This window comes from Holophagales bacterium (genome assembly GCA_016699405.1).
Classification (GTDB): domain Bacteria; phylum Acidobacteriota; class Thermoanaerobaculia; order Multivoradales; family JAGPDF01; genus JAAYLR01.
The window spans coordinates 2,177,449-2,194,580 of the sequence record CP064972.1 but is presented as its reverse complement, the minus strand read 5'-3'; the positions used below and the strand labels follow the sequence as shown (position 1 = coordinate 2,194,580).

14 protein-coding genes are annotated in these 17,132 nt (G+C 69.5%); 3 read left to right on the top strand and 11 right to left on the bottom strand.

Annotation, left to right across the window (positions count from 1 at the left end; translation table 11 throughout):
* Positions 1-25: 25 nt before the first annotated feature.
* The gene (locus tag IPJ17_09160) at positions 26-1,441 is read right to left on the bottom strand and encodes a NapC/NirT family cytochrome c (GenBank protein ID QQR75720.1); all 1,416 of its coding nucleotides are present in this window, start codon (positions 1,439-1,441) and stop codon (positions 26-28) included.
* 272 nt (positions 1,442-1,713) lie between these two features.
* On the opposite strand from IPJ17_09160, the gene IPJ17_09155 reads away from it, so the two are divergent.
* Positions 1,714-2,631 carry a DmsE family decaheme c-type cytochrome gene (locus IPJ17_09155; protein QQR75719.1) on the top strand — a complete coding sequence of 306 codons (918 nt, stop codon included), beginning with the start codon at positions 1,714-1,716 and terminating at the stop codon, positions 2,629-2,631.
* A gap of 19 nt (positions 2,632-2,650) precedes the next feature.
* On the top strand, positions 2,651-4,876 hold the full coding sequence (locus IPJ17_09150; protein ID QQR75718.1) for an MtrB/PioB family outer membrane beta-barrel protein: 2,226 nt from the start codon (positions 2,651-2,653) through the stop codon (positions 4,874-4,876).
* A gap of 521 nt (positions 4,877-5,397) precedes the next feature.
* On the opposite strand, the gene IPJ17_09145 is transcribed toward IPJ17_09150, so the two are convergent.
* The gene (locus IPJ17_09145; protein ID QQR75717.1) at positions 5,398-6,618 is read right to left on the bottom strand and encodes an ABC transporter permease; all 1,221 of its coding nucleotides are present in this window, start codon (positions 6,616-6,618) and stop codon (positions 5,398-5,400) included.
* A complete protein-coding gene (gene carA / locus IPJ17_09140) occupies positions 6,615-7,715 on the bottom strand; it encodes a glutamine-hydrolyzing carbamoyl-phosphate synthase small subunit (GenBank protein ID QQR75716.1) in 1,101 nt (366 codons plus the stop codon). The genes IPJ17_09145 and carA overlap by 4 nt, the downstream gene beginning before the upstream one ends.
* Before the next feature lie 83 nt (positions 7,716-7,798).
* Between carA and IPJ17_09135 the strand changes: the two genes are divergently transcribed.
* A complete protein-coding gene (locus IPJ17_09135) occupies positions 7,799-8,584 on the top strand; it encodes a hypothetical protein (protein ID QQR75715.1) in 786 nt (261 codons plus the stop codon).
* A gap of 32 nt (positions 8,585-8,616) precedes the next feature.
* On the opposite strand, the gene IPJ17_09130 is transcribed toward IPJ17_09135, so the two are convergent.
* The 8 genes from IPJ17_09130 to dnaK all read right to left on the bottom strand — a co-directional run bounded on the left by IPJ17_09130 (position 8,617) and on the right by dnaK (position 17,104).
* A complete protein-coding gene (locus IPJ17_09130) occupies positions 8,617-8,946 on the bottom strand; it encodes a hypothetical protein (GenBank protein QQR75714.1) in 330 nt (109 codons plus the stop codon).
* 12 nt (positions 8,947-8,958) lie between these two features.
* The gene (gene mce, locus IPJ17_09125) at positions 8,959-9,387 is read right to left on the bottom strand and encodes a methylmalonyl-CoA epimerase (GenBank protein QQR75713.1); all 429 of its coding nucleotides are present in this window, start codon (positions 9,385-9,387) and stop codon (positions 8,959-8,961) included.
* The gene (gene meaB, locus IPJ17_09120; protein ID QQR75712.1) at positions 9,384-10,394 is read right to left on the bottom strand and encodes a methylmalonyl Co-A mutase-associated GTPase MeaB; all 1,011 of its coding nucleotides are present in this window, start codon (positions 10,392-10,394) and stop codon (positions 9,384-9,386) included. The genes mce and meaB overlap by 4 nt, the downstream gene beginning before the upstream one ends.
* Complete coding sequence (locus IPJ17_09115; GenBank protein ID QQR75711.1) at positions 10,391-11,584, bottom strand: acyl-CoA dehydrogenase family protein; 1,194 nt, start codon at positions 11,582-11,584, stop codon at positions 10,391-10,393. Before IPJ17_09115 ends, meaB begins: the two co-directional genes overlap by 4 nt.
* A 31-nt stretch (positions 11,585-11,615) precedes the next feature.
* Positions 11,616-13,934, bottom strand: a complete 2,319-nt coding sequence (locus tag IPJ17_09110; protein ID QQR75710.1) for a SpoIID/LytB domain-containing protein — start codon at positions 13,932-13,934, stop codon at positions 11,616-11,618.
* The gene (locus IPJ17_09105) at positions 13,927-14,703 is read right to left on the bottom strand and encodes an ATP-binding protein (GenBank protein ID QQR75709.1); all 777 of its coding nucleotides are present in this window, start codon (positions 14,701-14,703) and stop codon (positions 13,927-13,929) included. The genes IPJ17_09110 and IPJ17_09105 overlap by 8 nt, the downstream gene beginning before the upstream one ends.
* 50 nt (positions 14,704-14,753) lie before the next feature.
* On the bottom strand, positions 14,754-15,098 hold the full coding sequence (locus IPJ17_09100; GenBank protein QQR76131.1) for a MerR family transcriptional regulator: 345 nt from the start codon (positions 15,096-15,098) through the stop codon (positions 14,754-14,756).
* Between the two features lie 104 nt (positions 15,099-15,202).
* Positions 15,203-17,104, bottom strand: a complete 1,902-nt coding sequence (gene dnaK, locus IPJ17_09095; protein QQR75708.1) for a molecular chaperone DnaK — start codon at positions 17,102-17,104, stop codon at positions 15,203-15,205.
* Positions 17,105-17,132: the final 28 nt, after the last annotated feature.

The following is a 17,132-nucleotide window of genomic DNA, read 5'->3' as shown; positions in this document are numbered from 1 at the left end:
CTTCACGTGCCTTGGTGTCGCGGCTCTACGGCGAGAGCGTCTTGAGGATCTGCGGGTCCGCTTCGCGCTCCGCCAGCAGGCTGTGGCAGGTCGAACAGTCCTGCGAGATCGTCCGCCCGGACGCCGACTTGTGCGCGTCGTCGTGACAGCGCCAGCAGCCCGGGCTCGACTCGTGGCCGATGTGGTTCTTGTAGGTTCCCCAAGTGATCTTCATGTTGGGGAAGACGTTCGACTTGTAGCCGACGAACAGAGCGGCGGCGGCGGCATCGATGTCGGCGGCCCGATCTCTGGCGAGCTCCGGCCGCTCCTTCTCGTAGTAGGCACGCAGGCCCCGGGCGATCGCCTGCTCGGCCTCCTCCTGCGACGGGTATTCGGCCTTGAGGAGCTTGACGCCCTCACGGCGGACGAACGGCAGGTCGCGCGCGATCTTGCCGTCGCGCAGCGCCAGGTCGACCTCGTCCTCGGGCGAGTGGAAGGTGTGGCTCGGCCGGTTGTGGCAGTCGACGCAGTCCATCGTCCGCCAGACCCCCGCCTTGGCGGCTTCACCCTCGGCCGCCCCGTCGGCGAGGAAGCGCTCGACGCTGCCGTCGGCCTTCGTCAGCTCGACTTCGTAGATCGTCTCGCGCGACTCGTCGGAGCGGTAACGGATCTGGTTCGAACGGTCGACGTGCCAGTGGATCCCCTGCGAGCTGCGGCCGGAGACGCCGCCGACCCGCATCAGCAGGACGGTCTTCAGAGCGGTGTTCGGCTCGTCGTCGGCGAAGGTGTCGATCACCTTGAGCCGGTCGCCGACGAACTTCTCCGGCCAGTGGCACTGTTCGCACGTCTCGCGGGCCGGGCGCAGGTTGTGCACCGGCGAGGGGATCGGCGTCGGGTAGAGCTTGAGGTTGACCGAGATCACCTGCCAGGAGCCGGAGAGCTTCGACTTGACGAACCAGCCGGCGCCGGGCCCGATGTGACAGCTCACGCAATGGACGCTGGCGTGGGCGCCGCGCTGGTAGGCGGCGAACTCCGGCTGCATCACGCTGTGACAGGCCTGGCCGCAGAAGGCCGTGGTCTCCATCGTCTCGACGCCTTTGTAGGTCGCCGTGGCGAGCAGCACGAGGTTGACCAGGGTGAGCGCCAGGACGATGAGCGTGCGATTGCGCGTCTCGGTGCGATTGAAGTCGAGCACCGGGAAGGTCGGGGCCGCCTCGCCGCGGGCAAGCGCCGCGCGCTCCCGGCGGCGCTCGCGCGAGATGCCGAGGGGGATCAGCAGGAGGCCGACGACGAAGATCGCCGGGACGATGAGATAGGCGATGATCCCGGCGTAGGGACCGCCCTTCATCCCCACCGCGTCGATCACGAAGAGCGTGGCGAAGAGCACCGCGGAGGCCGTGGTGATGGCCGCGCCGGCCAGGCTCAGGGGGTTGCGGGTCAGGGCGATGAAGAAGTTCTTCATGAGGTCTCCGGCTCTCCGATCACTCGTGGCGAGAGGCTGCGACCCGCCCCCGCCAGTGTGCGCAAGAGGCTAGCGGCGCCGGGGGGACCCCGCAACACCCGGCTTTCCTAGCATTACCCCGCCCATCCCCACCCGAACGGGTAGGCCGCTTCGCCACCTCCTGATGCACGCTTGCACCATCCCGAGAAACGGCGGCCAACAGAGGGCCGCTGCAAATAATCGCCCCAGTCGGTCGGCCCGCGCCGACCGGGAATGAGGAGGAGGAGGAGACAATGAGGAAGACGACGACTTGGTCCTGGCTGGGACTCGCCTTGGTCGGCGCGGTCCTCGCCTGGACGGGAGCAGCTCCGGCACTCGCCGCCGGACCGGCCGACTACGCCGGTTCGGAGACCTGCCTGGGCTGCCATGACGGCAAGGCGCTCGGCGGCACGCCGCACGGTCGCCCGGCCTTCGCGCAGGCAACGGCCCTCGGTTGCGAGGCCTGCCACGGACCGGGCGCGCTGCACGCCGAAGACCCGAGCATCGAGGCCAACCGTCCGAAGGTGCCCTCGAAGATGAAGGCATCGGAGGCCTCGGCGACCTGCCTCGAGTGCCACAGCAAGGGGAACCAGGCGTTCTGGATGGGCAGCACCCACGACGCCCGCCAGGTCTCCTGCGTCGACTGCCACTCGGTGCACGGCGCCAAGACCGAACGGGCGCTGCTCAAGGCCAAGAGCCAGCTCGACACCTGCTACGAGTGCCACAAGGACGTGCGCGCCGAGACGTTCAAGAGCTCGCACCATCCGATCCGCGAGGGCAAGATCGCCTGCGCCGACTGCCACAATCCGCACGGCACGACGACCGACAAGATGCTCAAGGCCGAGTCGCTCAACGACCTGTGCTACAGCTGCCACGCCCAGTATCGCGGCCCGTTCGTCTGGGAGCACCCGCCGGTGCGCGAGAACTGCGCCAACTGCCACACGCCGCACGGCTCGAACCACCTTTACCTGCAGAAGACCTCGATCCCCTTCGTCTGCCAGCAGTGCCACATGCACACGCGGCACCCGGGGACGATCTACGACGGATTCAAGCTGCCGACGCTCGAGAACGAGGGTCTCGGCAACGTCCGTCTGTTCAACCAGGCCTGCCTGAGCTGCCACGGGATGATCCACGGCAGCAACAGCCCGTCGTCGCCGTATCTCGGCCACTAGGACGCCAGGAGAGAGAGCCATGAGAAAGAGCCTGATCCTCTCCCTCGTCGCCGCGCTGATCGCGGTTGCGATGCCGGCGTTCGCGGGCGAAGGGGAGTTCACCCTCAACCTGAAGAGCCTCGTCGTCGGCGGGCGCTACGTCGACCTCGACTCCAACTCGGCGAAGTTCAACGAATACCGTGACGTCAGCAACGGCGCTGCGGTTCCGACGCTGAAGATCGAAGGCAAGAACGCCGATCTCGCCCGCTGGATGATGATCGAGCTGTACAACGTCGGACAGCGCGATGCGCGCTATGCGATGTTCTACGACGTCTCGGGCAAGTACTCGTTCGCCCTCGACTACAACAAGATTCCGCACCGCTACATGAACGACGCCACCCTGCTGCTCGAGGAGGTGTCGCCCGGCAATTTCCTCGTCGCCGACCCGGTGCAAAAGTCGCTTCAGGGGTTGATCGACGCCCAGTACGCGATCAGCAAGCCCGGCGTGAGCTTCGCGTTCCTCAACGGGCTCGTCGAGCCCTATCTCGCCACCGCTCAGCGTCTCGACGTCGGCATCCAGCGCGACCGGCTGGCGGCGCGGGTCGACTTCGGCAAGAGCGGCAACTTCGGCTGGGGCCTCGAGTACAAGCACGAGAACCGCACGGGCAGCCGCCCGTTCGGTGCGGCCTTCGGCTTCGGCAACGTCGTCGAGCTTCCCGAGCCGATCGACTACGACATCGACGACGCCAAGCTCGGCGCCGAGTGGCGACTCGGGAAGGGTGCGCTGCGTTTCGGCTACACCTACTCGAAGTTCGAGAACAACGTCGACCGCCTCTACTGGGACAACCCGTTCCGCTTCACCGACTCGACCGACGCCTCGGCCTACCAGGCGCCGAGCTCGTCGTCGGTGGCCGGCGGTTCGCGCGGCTTCGCCGCGCTCAACCCGGACAACAAGCGCGACGGCTTCTATGCCAACGGCAACTGGCGCTTCGGCAAGAAGACCTACCTGAACTTCAGCCTCAACGAGTTCAACCTGAAGCAGAACGAGGCGTTGACGCCGTTCACCCTCAACACCTCGATCCTCGATCCGCTCGGTCGCGCAGCCACCAACCTGAACCTGCTGCCGCAGGCCACCGCCGACCGGAAGGTCACGGTGACCAACGCCTCGGCAGACTTCGGCACGCGTTTCGCCGAGGCGTTCAGCCTGCGCCTGCGCTACCGCTACTACGACTACGACAACAAGGGCGAGCCGATCGACTTCGAAGGCTACGTCCGCTACCACGGCGTCTGGGAGGACATTCCGCGCGAGGCCGAGCCGTTCGGCTACACCCGGGACTCGCTCTCCGGCGAGGTGGGCTGGGAGCTCGGCAAGGGAATGCGCCTCGGCCTCGAGTACAAGATGGACTCGATGGACCGGATCGACCGAGATGTCGAATCGGCCGACGACGACGTCCTCCGGCTGACCTTCGACGGTCGCCTGGGCAACATGGTCGTCCGCGCCGCCATCGAGGACGGCAGCCGCTCGACGAGCGCTTACGAAGAAGACGCCACCATGCCGGCCGGCGCGCGGCGCTTCGACGAGGCGGAGAAGGACTACAACCGCTACAACGCTCGCCTCGAGTGGAACCCGGGCGAGAAGTGGTCGTTCGCGGTTGGCGTCGACGATCGCAAGGACGAGTACAACAAGAGCGTCTTCGGCCTCGACAGCGACGAGATCACGACCTACAACGCCGAGCTGTCCTTCAGCCTCAGCGAGAAGTCGAGCCTCTACGCCTTCTATCAGGTCGCCGATCGGAGCGTCTTCATGAAGTCCCGGCAGTCGGGCGGCACGCCGTCGGTCAGTCCGCTCGACAACTGGGAGATCGCCTTCGACGAGTCCAACGACTACTTCGGCGGCGGATTCACCTTCGGCACCGAGAAGGTCAAGGTCGACCTCACGGCGAGCTGGGCCAAGTCGTCGGGCAACGCCGACTTCTCGGCCTACGTCGGCGGGCAGACGTTGACCGGCCGACCGGCCGGGACGACGAACGCCACCGACATCCCGAACTACGAGGACATCGAAAGCCTGACCGCCCAGGCCAAGGTCGAGTACTCGCTGATGAAGAACGTCGGGCTCGGGTTCCTCTACCGCTACGAGGACTACTCGATCGACAGCTTCATCATCGCCAACCTGGACGACTACCTCCCGGCCGCGCTGCTGCTCAACGGCAATCGCGGTGACTACACGGGCAACGTCGGAGCCATCTACCTGAAGTTCACCTACTGATCCCCCACCCGGGGCCGCCCGAGGGCGGCCCCCGAGGTTCCATCGGCCCCTGCCCTCACGGCAGGGGCCTTTCGTTTCAGGGTTGGGGTCGGGGCCGCGGCTCCCGCTCTCGATCCGGGCGGTATCCGGAACAGGCCAGCACGGGCAACCGGGGATAGCGAGGGTAGGCCGGATCTTCGTCAGCGAGACGACAGCGCAGGAAGCGGCTGCGGGCCGAGGCCACTTCCTGGGCATACCGGCAGCCGGAACAGAGGCCGGCGGGCGACGGAAGCTCCGGATTCGGTGGATCGGGAATCAAACCAATCACCCCGCTGTTACGTAGGAATGATTGAACAAGGGCCGGAAGTCCCGGCCTCGCCTGTCGGGCACCCACCGGACCGCGTCCGCGGCCGGCGACGAGGGGGCCCAACCCGGCGGAGAGCATCTCCGACCGTCCCACAGCCCACGAAATGCCCGCGGCTTCGGCCGCGCGGATCCACTCGAGGGGGCCGGCGCAAGCCGGCCCCCTCCGTCATTTCGGCTCATTCGTAGCGCAGCGCCGCCGCCGGCTGCAGACGGCCCGCCCGGCGCGCCGCCCAGAGGCAGGAGACGAGCGTCACCACCAGGGTAAAGAGCGCGACGGCGGCCACCTCCCGCAGCCCCGCATGGAACGGGACCGAGCGGAGGAAGTAGATCTCCGCCACCTCCGGCTCGAACCGCACCACCTCGAATCGGGTCAGCAGCTCGCAGAGCACGACCCCCACGACCACTCCCACCGCCGTGCCCGCCGCTCCGAGGAGCATGCCGAAGGCCAGCACGGCCCCTCGCAGCCCGCGGGGAGCGACCCCCAGAGCGGCAAGCACCCCGAGGTCGCGTTGCCGCTCGCGGACCAGCACGACGAGCGACGACGCCACGTTGAAGGTGGCCACGAGGACGATCAGACCGAGCAGGAGGAAGAGTCCCACCTGCTGGATGCGCAGGGCCGAGAAGAGCTCCCGGTTGAGCTCCTGCCAGGGCGTCACCAGATGCTCCGGCCCGAGCCGCTGCCCGAGGCGCTCGGCCATGGCCGGCGCGTTGGCCGGATCCTCGATGGCCACCTCCAGGCTCAGCACGCCCTGCCCCGACACGCTCTCGACGAGCCCACGGTCGAGGACCACCCAGGAGCGATCGAACTCGGAGAACCCCGTGGTGAACACCCCCGAGCACCGTAGCGTCCGGAAGGCGAAGCGCGGCCGCTCGCCGACGATCCCGAGCGCCGTGAGTCGAACCGGGTCGCCGGCCGTCACGCCGAGGGTGTGCGCGAGCTCACTGCCGAGCAGGGCCCCCGGCGCCCCGTCGCGGATGGCGATCGCCTCGGCCGAGGCCGCGAGGGTTCCTCCACCGCCGGGCTCGACGCCACGCAGCGCAACGACCGCCTCCTTGCCATCGCTCGAGGTCACGATCCCTTGGCCGTAGACCACCCGATCGACTCGCTGGACGCCCGGCTCCCGGCGCACCGTCGCCGCCGACGCGACGGCGTCGACCGCGCTCGTCGGATAGATGACGATCGCCGCATTGCCACCGATGAGCTTGCGCTCGAGGTCGCCGCGGTAGCCGCTCATCAGCCCCATCGCCACGACCTGGGCGGTCACCCCGAGGGCCGTGGCGACGAGTGCCACGCGCGCGCTGGAGTCGAGCAGGCGGCTACGCCGGCGGCCTCCGAGGAAACGCCGCCCGAGCTCCCAGGCAAGCGGCAGCGACGCCCCGCCGTCCCACACGCTCACCTCGGCGCGCCAGGCAGCAGAGCGAGGAAGCGGCCGAACAGGCCGCTGGCGTCGTGGGGGCCCGGAGCCGCCTCGGGGTGGTACTGCACCGAGAGGACAGGGCGATCGCGCACCGCGAACCCTTCGAGCGTGCCGTCGTTGAGATTGCTCTCGCTCGCCACGCAGCCCGGCGGCAGGGTGTCCGGATCGACGGCGAAGCCGTGGTTCTGACTCGTGATGGTGACCCGCCGCGTCGTCGCATCGATCACCGGCTGGTTCCCGCCGTGGTGACCGAACTTCAGCTTGTAGGTCCGGCCGCCGAGCGCCAGGCCGAGCAACTGATGGCCGAGACAGATCCCGAAGAGCGGCTTGCCGCTCGCCAGCAGCTCGCGCACGTTCGCCAGGATCTCGACGAGCGGCTCCGGATCGCCCGGTCCGTTCGACAAGACGACACCGTCGACGCCGAGGGCCAGACACTCGGCGGCCGAGGTACGCGCCGGAAGCACGACCAGCTCCGCTCCGCAGGCCGAGAGGCAGCGCAGGATGTTGCGCTTCACCCCGAAGTCGTAGACCGCCAGCCGGCACCGCCGACTCGCCGTCGTCATCGTCCAGGGTTCGGCGCAGGTCACCTCGTCGACCAGCGCGCGACCGACCATGCTCGGAAAGCCGCGCACCTCGGCGAGCAGCGAATCGACCTCCGAGCGCTCGGTGGTCACGACACCGCGCATGGCCCCCCGCTCACGCAGGCGCCGGACGACGGCACGGGTGTCGAGCCGGTCGATCGCCGGGATCCCGTGGCCGCCGAGGTAGCTCGGCAGGCTGCCGGTGCTCGCGGCGTTCGACGGCTCGGCGGTGAAGCGCCGGGCGACGAACCCCTCGACCCAGGGGCGAGCCGACTCGGCCCACTCCGCCTGCACTCCGTAGTTGCCGATGTGCGGCTGGGTCATCACCACGATCTGGCCGCGGTAGGACGGATCGGTGAGGACCTCCTGGTATCCGGTCATCGACGTGTTGAACACCACCTCGCCGAAGCGAGTTCCGCGGGAGACGGCACGGGCCGGAAAGACCGATCCGTCCTCGAGGACGAGCAAGGCGTCGGGCGTACGGGCTAGGGCCATGGGGTGGAGGTTCCAGGAGGGTCGCCGGCCGCCGGGGCGACGGGCCGGGGTATAGTAACAAAGCCCTGCTTCCGGAGGCCTCGATGAGAACCGCCCGACTCCTCCCACTCGTCGCGCTGGCGCTCGCCCTCCTCGCCGCGCCGGCCGCCGCCTACGTCATCATCCTCAAGGACGGCACGCAGGTCATCACCCGCGACCTCTACCGGGTGGAAAACGGCAAGGCGCGCTTCGTGCTGCAGAACGGCACCGAATCGTTCCTCGAACTCCAGGAGATCGACATCCCGAAGACCGACGAGGCCAATCGCGTCAACTACAGCGGCGCGATGGTGCTCGATACCGGCAAGGCCGAGCAGTTCAAAGAAGGAACCCCGACGCCGCGCGCGCCCAAGCTCGCCGACCTGATCGCCGCCCGTGGCGACGGCGGGCTGCGCGCCCTGCCCTCGACCCGCCGATCCGAGCCGGACCGCAGCGGTCGCCCCGTGCAGACCTCGGCCGGATATCAGGACCTCACCCGCTTCCCGCGCACCACGATGCGCGACACCGACGTCTCCACCAGCCTGCTCGCCTTCTTCCAGGCGCAGAACGTCGAGGGGGTGATGGTCTACCAGGGGACGCGGGAGAGGATCCCCCTGGTCGAGATCACCACCGGGTCCGAGGCGGCGGTTTTCCGCGGGTTGCTCGTCAGCGCCAACGCCCTGCTGGCCACCCGCGACAAGCACCGCGACCGCGTCGATTCGCTCCAGGTGATCCTGATCACGCCGCAGGGGAGCCGCGCCGGCCAGTTCGAGCTCAGCCCGGAGGATGCCGCCGGACTGGCCTCCCGCCGCCTCGAGCTGACGCGCTTCTACGTCGACAACGTGCAGTTCTAGCCCGGCGATCAACCTCCGACGCGCGGCAACCCTCACCGAGGGTCTGCGGAGCTCGAGCCACCCACGATCTCGGCCACGGGACGACCGACGCGGCGGACGAAGCGTTCGGCGAAGCTCTCGACGTCACCGACCCGCTCGTCGAGGAAGATCCGCTCGACGCGGTGGAGCGGCACGAACATCGTCGCCAGGCCGAGCCCCGAGCGGCCTTCGCGCGCCAGCTCGAGCGACCAGTCCTCGAAGCTCCCGAGGTTCAGCGCCCGCAGGGTGACCCCCGCCGGGGCGAGCTCTTCGAGCACGCCCCAGAGCTTCTCGTTCGGGTTGACCAGGTGGGCGACGACCAGCGTCCCGGGCAGGAACGGCATCGCGACTCCGGCTCAGTGTGGCGGCGCGCCCGCGTGGCCGTGCGCCGGCGCTTCCGAGAGCTCGACGAGCACACCGCCGGCGCTCTTGGGGTGGACGAACTGCACCCAGCAGCCGCCGGCGCCACGGGTCGGCTCGGGCCGCAGCAGCGTCGCCCCCGTCTCGCGCAGCGCGAGGTCGTCGCCGCGGACGTCGCTCGAACCGAGGCAGAGGTGATGCAGCCCGGGGCCGCGCTTCTCCAGGTGCTTGGCGATCGGCGAATCGGGGCGCGTCGCCTCGAGCAGCTCGATGCGGCTCTCGCCGCAGACGATCATCGCCACCCGCACCCCTTCCTGCGGGACCTCTTCGATCTCCGCCACGGTGAGCCCGAGACTCTCGTAGAAGCGGCGCGCCTCGTCGATCGAGTGCACCGCGATGCCGACATGGTCGATTCGCTGGATCATCTCTCCTCCGTCGCGGGGCCGACCGCGCCGCTCTCCACCCGCACGACCTCGCCGAACAGTCGGTCGGCCAGCGTGTAGGGGTCCTCGCCCGCCGCGAAGCCGCGTTCGACCGCCGCCTCGAGACTCGCCTCCTGCCGTGCGGCGCGCAGCACGCGCTCCTTGAGGAGCGTTTCGACCCGCAGCCGGAGTTGCCCTTGCCGGCGCGCGGCGAGCGCTCCGGACGTGGCCAGATAGTCGCGGTGCCGCTCGACGGCAGCGAGGAGCTCGTCGATCCCCTCGCCGCGGCTCGCCACCGTGCGCAACACCGGCGGCAGCCACTCGGGGTGCGGGTCGGCAAGCCCGAGCATCATCTCGAGATCGCGTGCCGTGCGATCGGCGCCCTCGCGGTCGGCCTTGTTGATGACGAACAGGTCGGCGATCTCGAGGATCCCCGCCTTGATCGCCTGGATGTCGTCGCCCAGGCCAGGCACGGTGACCACCACCACCGTGTCGACCGTCCGCACGACGTCGACCTCGTCCTGGCCGACTCCGACGGTCTCGACGAGCACCCAGTCGAATCCGGCCGCGTCGAGCAGGTCGACGGCGTCGCGCGTGGCACGGGCGAGCCCGCCGAGCGCACCGCGGGTGGCCATCGAACGGATGAAGACGCCGGGATCGGTGGCGATGCCCTGCATGCGGATCCGGTCGCCGAGCAGCGCACCGCCGGAAAACGGGCTCGAGGGATCGACACAGAGGATGCCCACCGTGTCGCCGCGCCGCCGGCAGGCCTGGGCCAGGCGATCGACCAGCGTGCTCTTGCCGGCTCCCGGCGGTCCGGTCAACCCGACCACCCGGGCGCGCCCCCCGCTGCGGTAGAGCCGGCGCACCAGCTCGGGCTGCTCCTCGCCGCCGTTCTCGAGCAGCGAGACACCGCGAGCGACGGCGCGCATCTGCCGCGCGAGGACCCCGTCGACCAGGGCCGGCAGGGCGATGGTCTGCCGCCCGCGCGGCGTGTCGGGGGCGCTCATCCCGCCTTGGCGAGCAGCTGGCGCGCGATGACCAGGCGCTGGATCTCGCTCGTCCCTTCGCCGATGGTGCAGATCTTCGCGTCGCGGAAGAACTTCTCGGCGCGGTAGTCCTTGATCAGTCCGTAGCCGCCGTGAATCTGCACGCCGCGCTCGGCGCAGAAGACTGCCGCCTCGCCGGCCATCAGCTTGGCCTCCGAGGCCTTGAGGGTGACCTTGCCGGTGCGGTCCATCTCGGCAGCGGCAGCGAACGTCAGCGCCTCGGCGGCGGCGATGCGCGTCGCCATCTCCGCGAGCATGAAGCGGATCGCCTGGAACTCGGCGATCGGCTTGCCGAACTGCTCGCGCTCCGTAGCGTAGGCGAGCGCCGTGCGGTACGCCCCGATCGCCGTGCCGAGGCCGAGCGCCGCAATCGAGATCCGGCCGCCGTCGAGCACCGCCATCGCCTGCTTGAATCCCTCGCCGCGCCTGCCGAGCAGGTGGTCGTCCGGGACGAAGCACTCGTCGAACACCAGCTCGGCGGTATCGGAGGCGCGGATGCCGAGCTTGTTCTCCTTCTTGCCGGTGCGGAAACCGGCCGTTCCGCGCTCGACGACGAAGGCCGACATGTGTCGTCCGCGCACCGCGCCGCTCTCGGGAGGTTCGGTGACCGCCATCACCACCGCCAGATCACCCACCGATCCGTGGGTGCAGAAGACCTTGGCACCGTCGAGCACCCAGCCGCCGTCGACCTTGCGCGCTCGCGTGCGCCCGGCAGCCGCATCGGAGCCCGCTCCCGCCTCGGTGAGCGCCCAGGCGGCGATCTTCTCGCCGCGGGCGAGCGGCGCCACCCAGCGCTCGCGCTGGGCCGGCGTGCCGAACTTGTAGATGTGATTGGTGCCGAGCGAGTTGTGCGCGGCAATGCTGATCCCCACGGACGGATCGACGGCCGAGAGCTCGGTAACGATCAGCACGTATTCGACGTAGCCGAGCCCGGCGCCACCGAGCTCTTCGGGGAAGATCACGCCGAGGAAGCCGAGCTCGGCGGCCTTCTTGATGACGGCGAGCGGGTACTTCTGGCTCTCGTCGTGTTCGTCGACGATGGGGTCGATCTCGCGCCGCGCGAACTCTCGCGCGGTCTCCTGCACGGCAAGCTGCTCGGGGCTGAGGGAAAAGTCCAAGGCGGGGGATCCTCCGGGTCTACCGGTGGGCATGCTACCCGACCCGGCCGCTGGCGGTCACCCGTCAGCGACTGGCGCCCCGGACCTGGGGAGCGGCGACGGCGGGCCGGACGAGACCCTGCCACCGTTCGACGCGCACGCCGCTGTAGTAGTGCGTCAGGATCTCCCGGTAGTCGTGGCCACGTCGCGCCATGCCGAACGACCCCACCTGGCAGAGCCCGACGCCGTGTCCCCAACCCCGGCCGGTGAACTGCCAGCCCGGGCTGCCGTTCTTCGGCGTCAGCCGACGGGCGGTGAACCAGGTGTCCGGCAGGTCGAAGGTCCACCGCACGGCCAGGCCCTCGACGTCGACGATCTCGCCCCGAGCGCCGCTGAGTCGAAGTCTGCCGACGCGCCCCGACGCCCCGCGATCGAGCAGCTCGAACCCCTTGAGCTCGAAACCGGGATAGCGCGATCGCACCAGGTTCGCCAGCTCCCGGTCCGAGCGGAAGCGGTTCCACGAAGCACGCGTGCTGGTGCGGTCGTAGGCGACACCCTGCCGGTCGACCTGCTGAACGACGGCGGCGAGCCGCTCCCCCTGAAGGTAGAGACGCAGCCGATCGCCGGCGACTAGAGCGAGCGGCCCGGAGAGCGCCGCGACTCCGTCGTCGCGAAAGGTGGCGAGCTCGCCGGGCAGCGTGAAGCTCCGGTCCCCCTCCTCGAGTCGGACCGCCATCCGCCCGTCGCGCAGAGCGAGGAAGCTCCCCTCGAGCGGTTGCACGGCGTGCAGATAGATCGCCAGCCGCAGCAGCAGCTCTTCGAGGTCGCTCGCCGCGAGCTCCCCCCGCGGTTCGCCGACGAGCAGGCCGCTCTTGACCAGGTAGGCCGCGAGCTGCAGCTCCCCGGGGCTCCAGTCGTCCGGCGGATTCGACACCAGATAGGCCACGTCCTCGGACGGGAGGAAGAGTCGCGCGTCGACCGCGAGGTCGAAGAGCGAGCCGAGGTAGCGCTGCACCTCGCGGCGTGCCAGCGAGCGCAGGTGGTCCTCCGGTACGGCGAGGCCCGCCGCCGTGGCGAGGGAGCGCAACCGGGCCTCGAGGTTCTCGACGCCGTTTCGCCCGCTCGTCCCCGGGTAGAGCCGACCGGTCAGGCCTTGCGGGAAAGCGACTCCAGCGGCGAGGTTCCCGGCGAGCCGGGCCAACCCGGCCTCGAGACAGGGCACGGCCTTCAGGTATTCGGCGCGCTTGAGCGGAAAGACCACCTGGACGTTCTCGGTGTGCCCTCCGCACGTGGAGCTGTAGAGCGCGTCGATCGGCCGTCCGTCGAAGAGCACGATCTCCCCGGCCGTCTCGGCCACCGCACGATCGGAGAGCGGGTGCTCGTCGTCCATGCCGCCGTAGACCTGACAGCGCGGCGTGGCGCAGATGTCGTAGCCCTCGTCGCGAAACTCGGCGAGGTTGGCGATCGCATAGGTCCGCGCCGCCACCGCCTGCGCCTTGAGCGCCTCGAGCTCGTCGAAGACCGCGGGCCCCATCTCGCGCGGCACGACGCCGCGCAGGTACTGTTCGAGCGGCAGCTCGTTGACCACGTTGAGCCCACCGCGGTCGTTGAGGAAGACTTCGATCTTCCCGCGGTAACGCCGCCCTTCGACGCGAATCCCGGCCTCGTCGCCGCCGTCGAAGACGATCGACCGGCCGGGAACCGTCCAGCTCTTCCCGCGTTGGGTCACCCGCAGCGCCGGCTGCCGCACCCCGCCGCCCTCGGAGACCACCCAGAAGCCGGCGACGCCGCGCTGCGCGAGCCGGCGACCTTCGCGCTCGGCCTCCTCCCGCGACGCGTAGCGCCCGACGCGGACGCGATAGAGGTCGGTCGCCGGATCGAAGCGAGCGTCGGCCGGAGCGCCCGCCAGCGCCGCCACCCGGGCCGCGAGCCCTCGGGCCTGCTGCTCGTCCTTGAGCGCCGCCACCTGCAGCCGGAATACCGAGGCGCCCACCGCCGCCGGCGACGGCTCGACCCGCACCGGCGCCATCGCGGCGAGCGTCACGCCGTCCCCCAGACGTGCCGTCACCTCGCCGTCGCAGCAGGGCACCACCACTTGGGCGAGGTCGGTGGCGAGCCCCACGCGAATCGTCGTCAGGGCCGGGTTCGACGGCGGCGCGCCGGCGGCCAGCGGCGGCAGAACGACCACCGGGGCGGGCGTCGGGACCGGCGTCTCGACCGGTACCGGCGTGGCGCTCGGGGCAGCCGATCCCGATCCGTCCACGGCGGGCGGGGACGACGGGGCGCTTGCCGTGGCGACGGGCTTCGGGCGAACCGACCAGCGGGCGCACGCCCAGCCGGCGGCCAGGGCCAGCACCACGATCCCCGCACCGCGGATCAGCCGGGGACGACGCGAATCAGACACCCGAACGCTTCGCCTTCACTTCGCGCCGGAAATCGGCGCAATCGAGGAGCACCGGCTGGGTCATCTCGTAGAGGCGCGACACCAGCATCGCCGGGATGCGCGAGGAGAGCAGCTCGGCTTCGCCGGCCGCCGTGCCGGCTCGGCCCGGCGACGCCGACTCCAGCCGATAGTTGCTGGTGAAGAGCGTCGGCAGTTGGCGCGTGTAACGGCTGTTCATCACCAGGTAGAGGACGTCCTGGACCCAGGCCGTCGGCTTCTGCGCCCCGAGCTCGTCGAGCACCAGCACCTCGGCGCCGATCACCGGGTCGAGGACGTCGTGCTTCGACTCCGGGCTCGCCGGGTCGAAGGTCGACTGGATCTGGTGGATGAGGCTGTTGAAGTCGACGAAACGACCACGCAACCGGTAGCGCGAGATCAGCTCGGCAAGGACCGCAACGGCGAGGTGGGTCTTGCCGGATCCCGGCGGGCCGACGAAGAGAAGGCCGGTCTGGCGGAACTGCCCGTCGGTCGAGAGGAAGCCGTCGAGGTAGCGGCGACAGACGGCCAGCGCTTCCTGGAGACGCGGATCTCCCGACGGCTTGAAGCTCGCCAGCGTGCAGCTGCGATAGCGCGGGGGGATGCCGCTGGCGTCGATCAGCCGCGGACCGAGATCCTCGAGTCGGCAGTCGCACGGCCGAGCCCGACCGGCGCCGCCGTCTTCCTCGATCACCCAGCCGCGGCCGCCGCACCGCGGGCAACCTTCTTTCGGCGGTGCGAGCGCCTCCAGCATGGATCGATCGTACCATGCGACCGGCGAGCCGCCGGGAGGCCCGGCGACCGTCAGCGCTTGACCAGCGGCCCGCTCGACACCTTGACCAGCGCGTGTGCGCGCGGCACGCCGGAGCGCTCGCCGAGCATCTCCTGGCGCACCACCTGGAGAAGCCGATCGACCTCGAGTTGCGCCGCTTCGAGCTGCTCGCGCAGGCGCAAGATCACCTCCACACCGGCGAGGTTCACGCCGAGATCGCGGGTCAACGTGAGAATCGCCTCGAGGCGGCGGATCGCCTCCTCGTCGTAGAGGCGGGTATTGCCGGCGCTTCGCGCCGGCTGCAGCAACCCCTCCCGCTCGTAAAGGCGGAGGGTCTGGGGATGGACGCCGTAGCGCTCCGCCACCACGCTGATCATCACGTAGCGGGCGCCCGTCCCTTTGCGCTTGCGGTCGCTCATGAGAACGAAGGGTTCCGGCCGGCGACGACGCTCGACGCGCCGCCCACCGGCCGGATGACCATTCAGTTGCCCTTGTTGTCGACGTCGACGAACTCGGCGTCGATCACGTCGGAGCTCTTGCCGGCATCGGGCGAAGCGGCCCCTTCCCCCCCAGCCGGTGACGCGCCGGCCGTCTGCCGGTACATCGCCTCGGCGAGCTTGTGGGACGCCTGGGTCAGTCGCGTGTGCGCCTTGGCGATGGCGTCCGCATCGTCGCCCTCGAGCGCCTTGCGTGCCTCGGCGATCGCCTCGTCGAGCTCCGCACGCTCGGCCGCGCCGAGCTTCTCCTTGTGCTCACCAAGCCCCTTGTCGGTCGAGTAGACCAGCGTGTCGAGCTGGTTGCGGGCCTCCACCAGGGCGCGCCGCTTCTTGTCCTCGTCGGCGTGCGCCTCGGCGTCGTGGACCATCCCCTTGATGTCGTTGTCGGACAGTCCCGAGGATGCGGTGATGGTGATCTTCTGCTCCTTGCCCGTTCCGAGGTCCTTGGCCGAGACGTTGACGATGCCGTTGGCGTCGATGTCGAACGCCACCTCGATCTGCGGCACGCCGCGCGGCGCCGGCGGAATGCCCACGAGGTGGAATCGCCCCAGGGTCCGGTTGCCCGCCGCCATCTCCCGCTCGCCCTGCAGCACGTGCACTTCGACCGAGGTCTGGCTGTCCGACGCGGTCGAGAAGGTCTCGGCCTTGCGGGTCGGGATCGTCGTGTTGCGTTCGATCAGCTTGGTGAACACCCCGCCGAGCGTCTCGATGCCGAGCGACAGCGGCGTCACGTCGAGCAGCAGCAGGTCCTTGACCTCGCCCTTGAGCACGCCGCCCTGGAGCGCCGCGCCGGCCGCGACCACCTCGTCCGGATTGACGCCCTTGTGCGGCTCTTTGCCGAAGAGGTCGCGCACCAGCTTCTGGATCGCCGGCATGCGGGTCTGACCGCCCACCAGCACGACCTCGTCGATCTGCGCCGCTTCGAGCCCGGCATCGCGCAGCGCCTGCCGACAGGGCGCAGCCGAACGCTGGATGATCTCGTCGACGAGCTGCTCGAGCTTGGCGCGCGAGAGCCGCAGATTGAGGTGCTTCGGACCCGAGGCGTCGGCCGTGACGAACGGCAGGTTGATCTCCGTCTCCATCGCCGAGGAGAGCTCGATCTTGGCCTTCTCGGCGGCTTCCTTGAGACGCTGCATCGCCATCGGGTCGGCGCCCAGGTCGATCCCCTGGTCCTTCTTGAACTCGGCCACCAGCCACTCGATGATCCGCTGGTCGATGTTGTCGCCGCCGAGGTGGGTGTCGCCGTTGGTCGACTTCACCTCGACCACGCCGTCGCCGACTTCGAGGATCGAGATGTCGAAGGTGCCGCCGCCGAAGTCGTAGACGGCGATCGTCTGGTCCTTCTTCTTGTCCAGACCGTAGGCGAGCGCCGCCGCGGTGGGCTCGTTGACCAGGCGCTTGACCTCGAGGCCGGCGATCTTGCCGGCGTCCTTGGTCGCCTGGCGCTGGGCGTCGTTGAAGTAGGCCGGCACGGTGATCACCGCCTCGGTGACCTTCTCTCCGAGGTAGTCCTCGGCCGCCGCCTTGAGCTTCTGCAGGATCATCGCGGAGATCTCCGGCGGCGAGTAGAGCTTGCCGTCGATCGACACCCGCACGTCGTCGCCCGAGGCTTCGACGCGATAGGGCACCATCCGCATCTCGTCGGAGACCTCCGAGTAGCGGCGCCCCATGAAGCGCTTGATCGAGTAGACCGTGTTCTTCGGGTTGGTCACCGACTGCCGCTTCGCCACCTGCCCGACCAGCCGCTCGCCGGACTTGGCGAACCCGACGACGGACGGGGTGGTCCGGCTGCCTTCGGCGTTGGGGACGACCTTCGCCTCCCCGCCCTCCATGACGGCCACGACGCTGTTCGTCGTGCCCAGGTCGATTCCGATGATCTTGCTCACGTCTTCCTCCGAATCCTTAGTCCGTTCC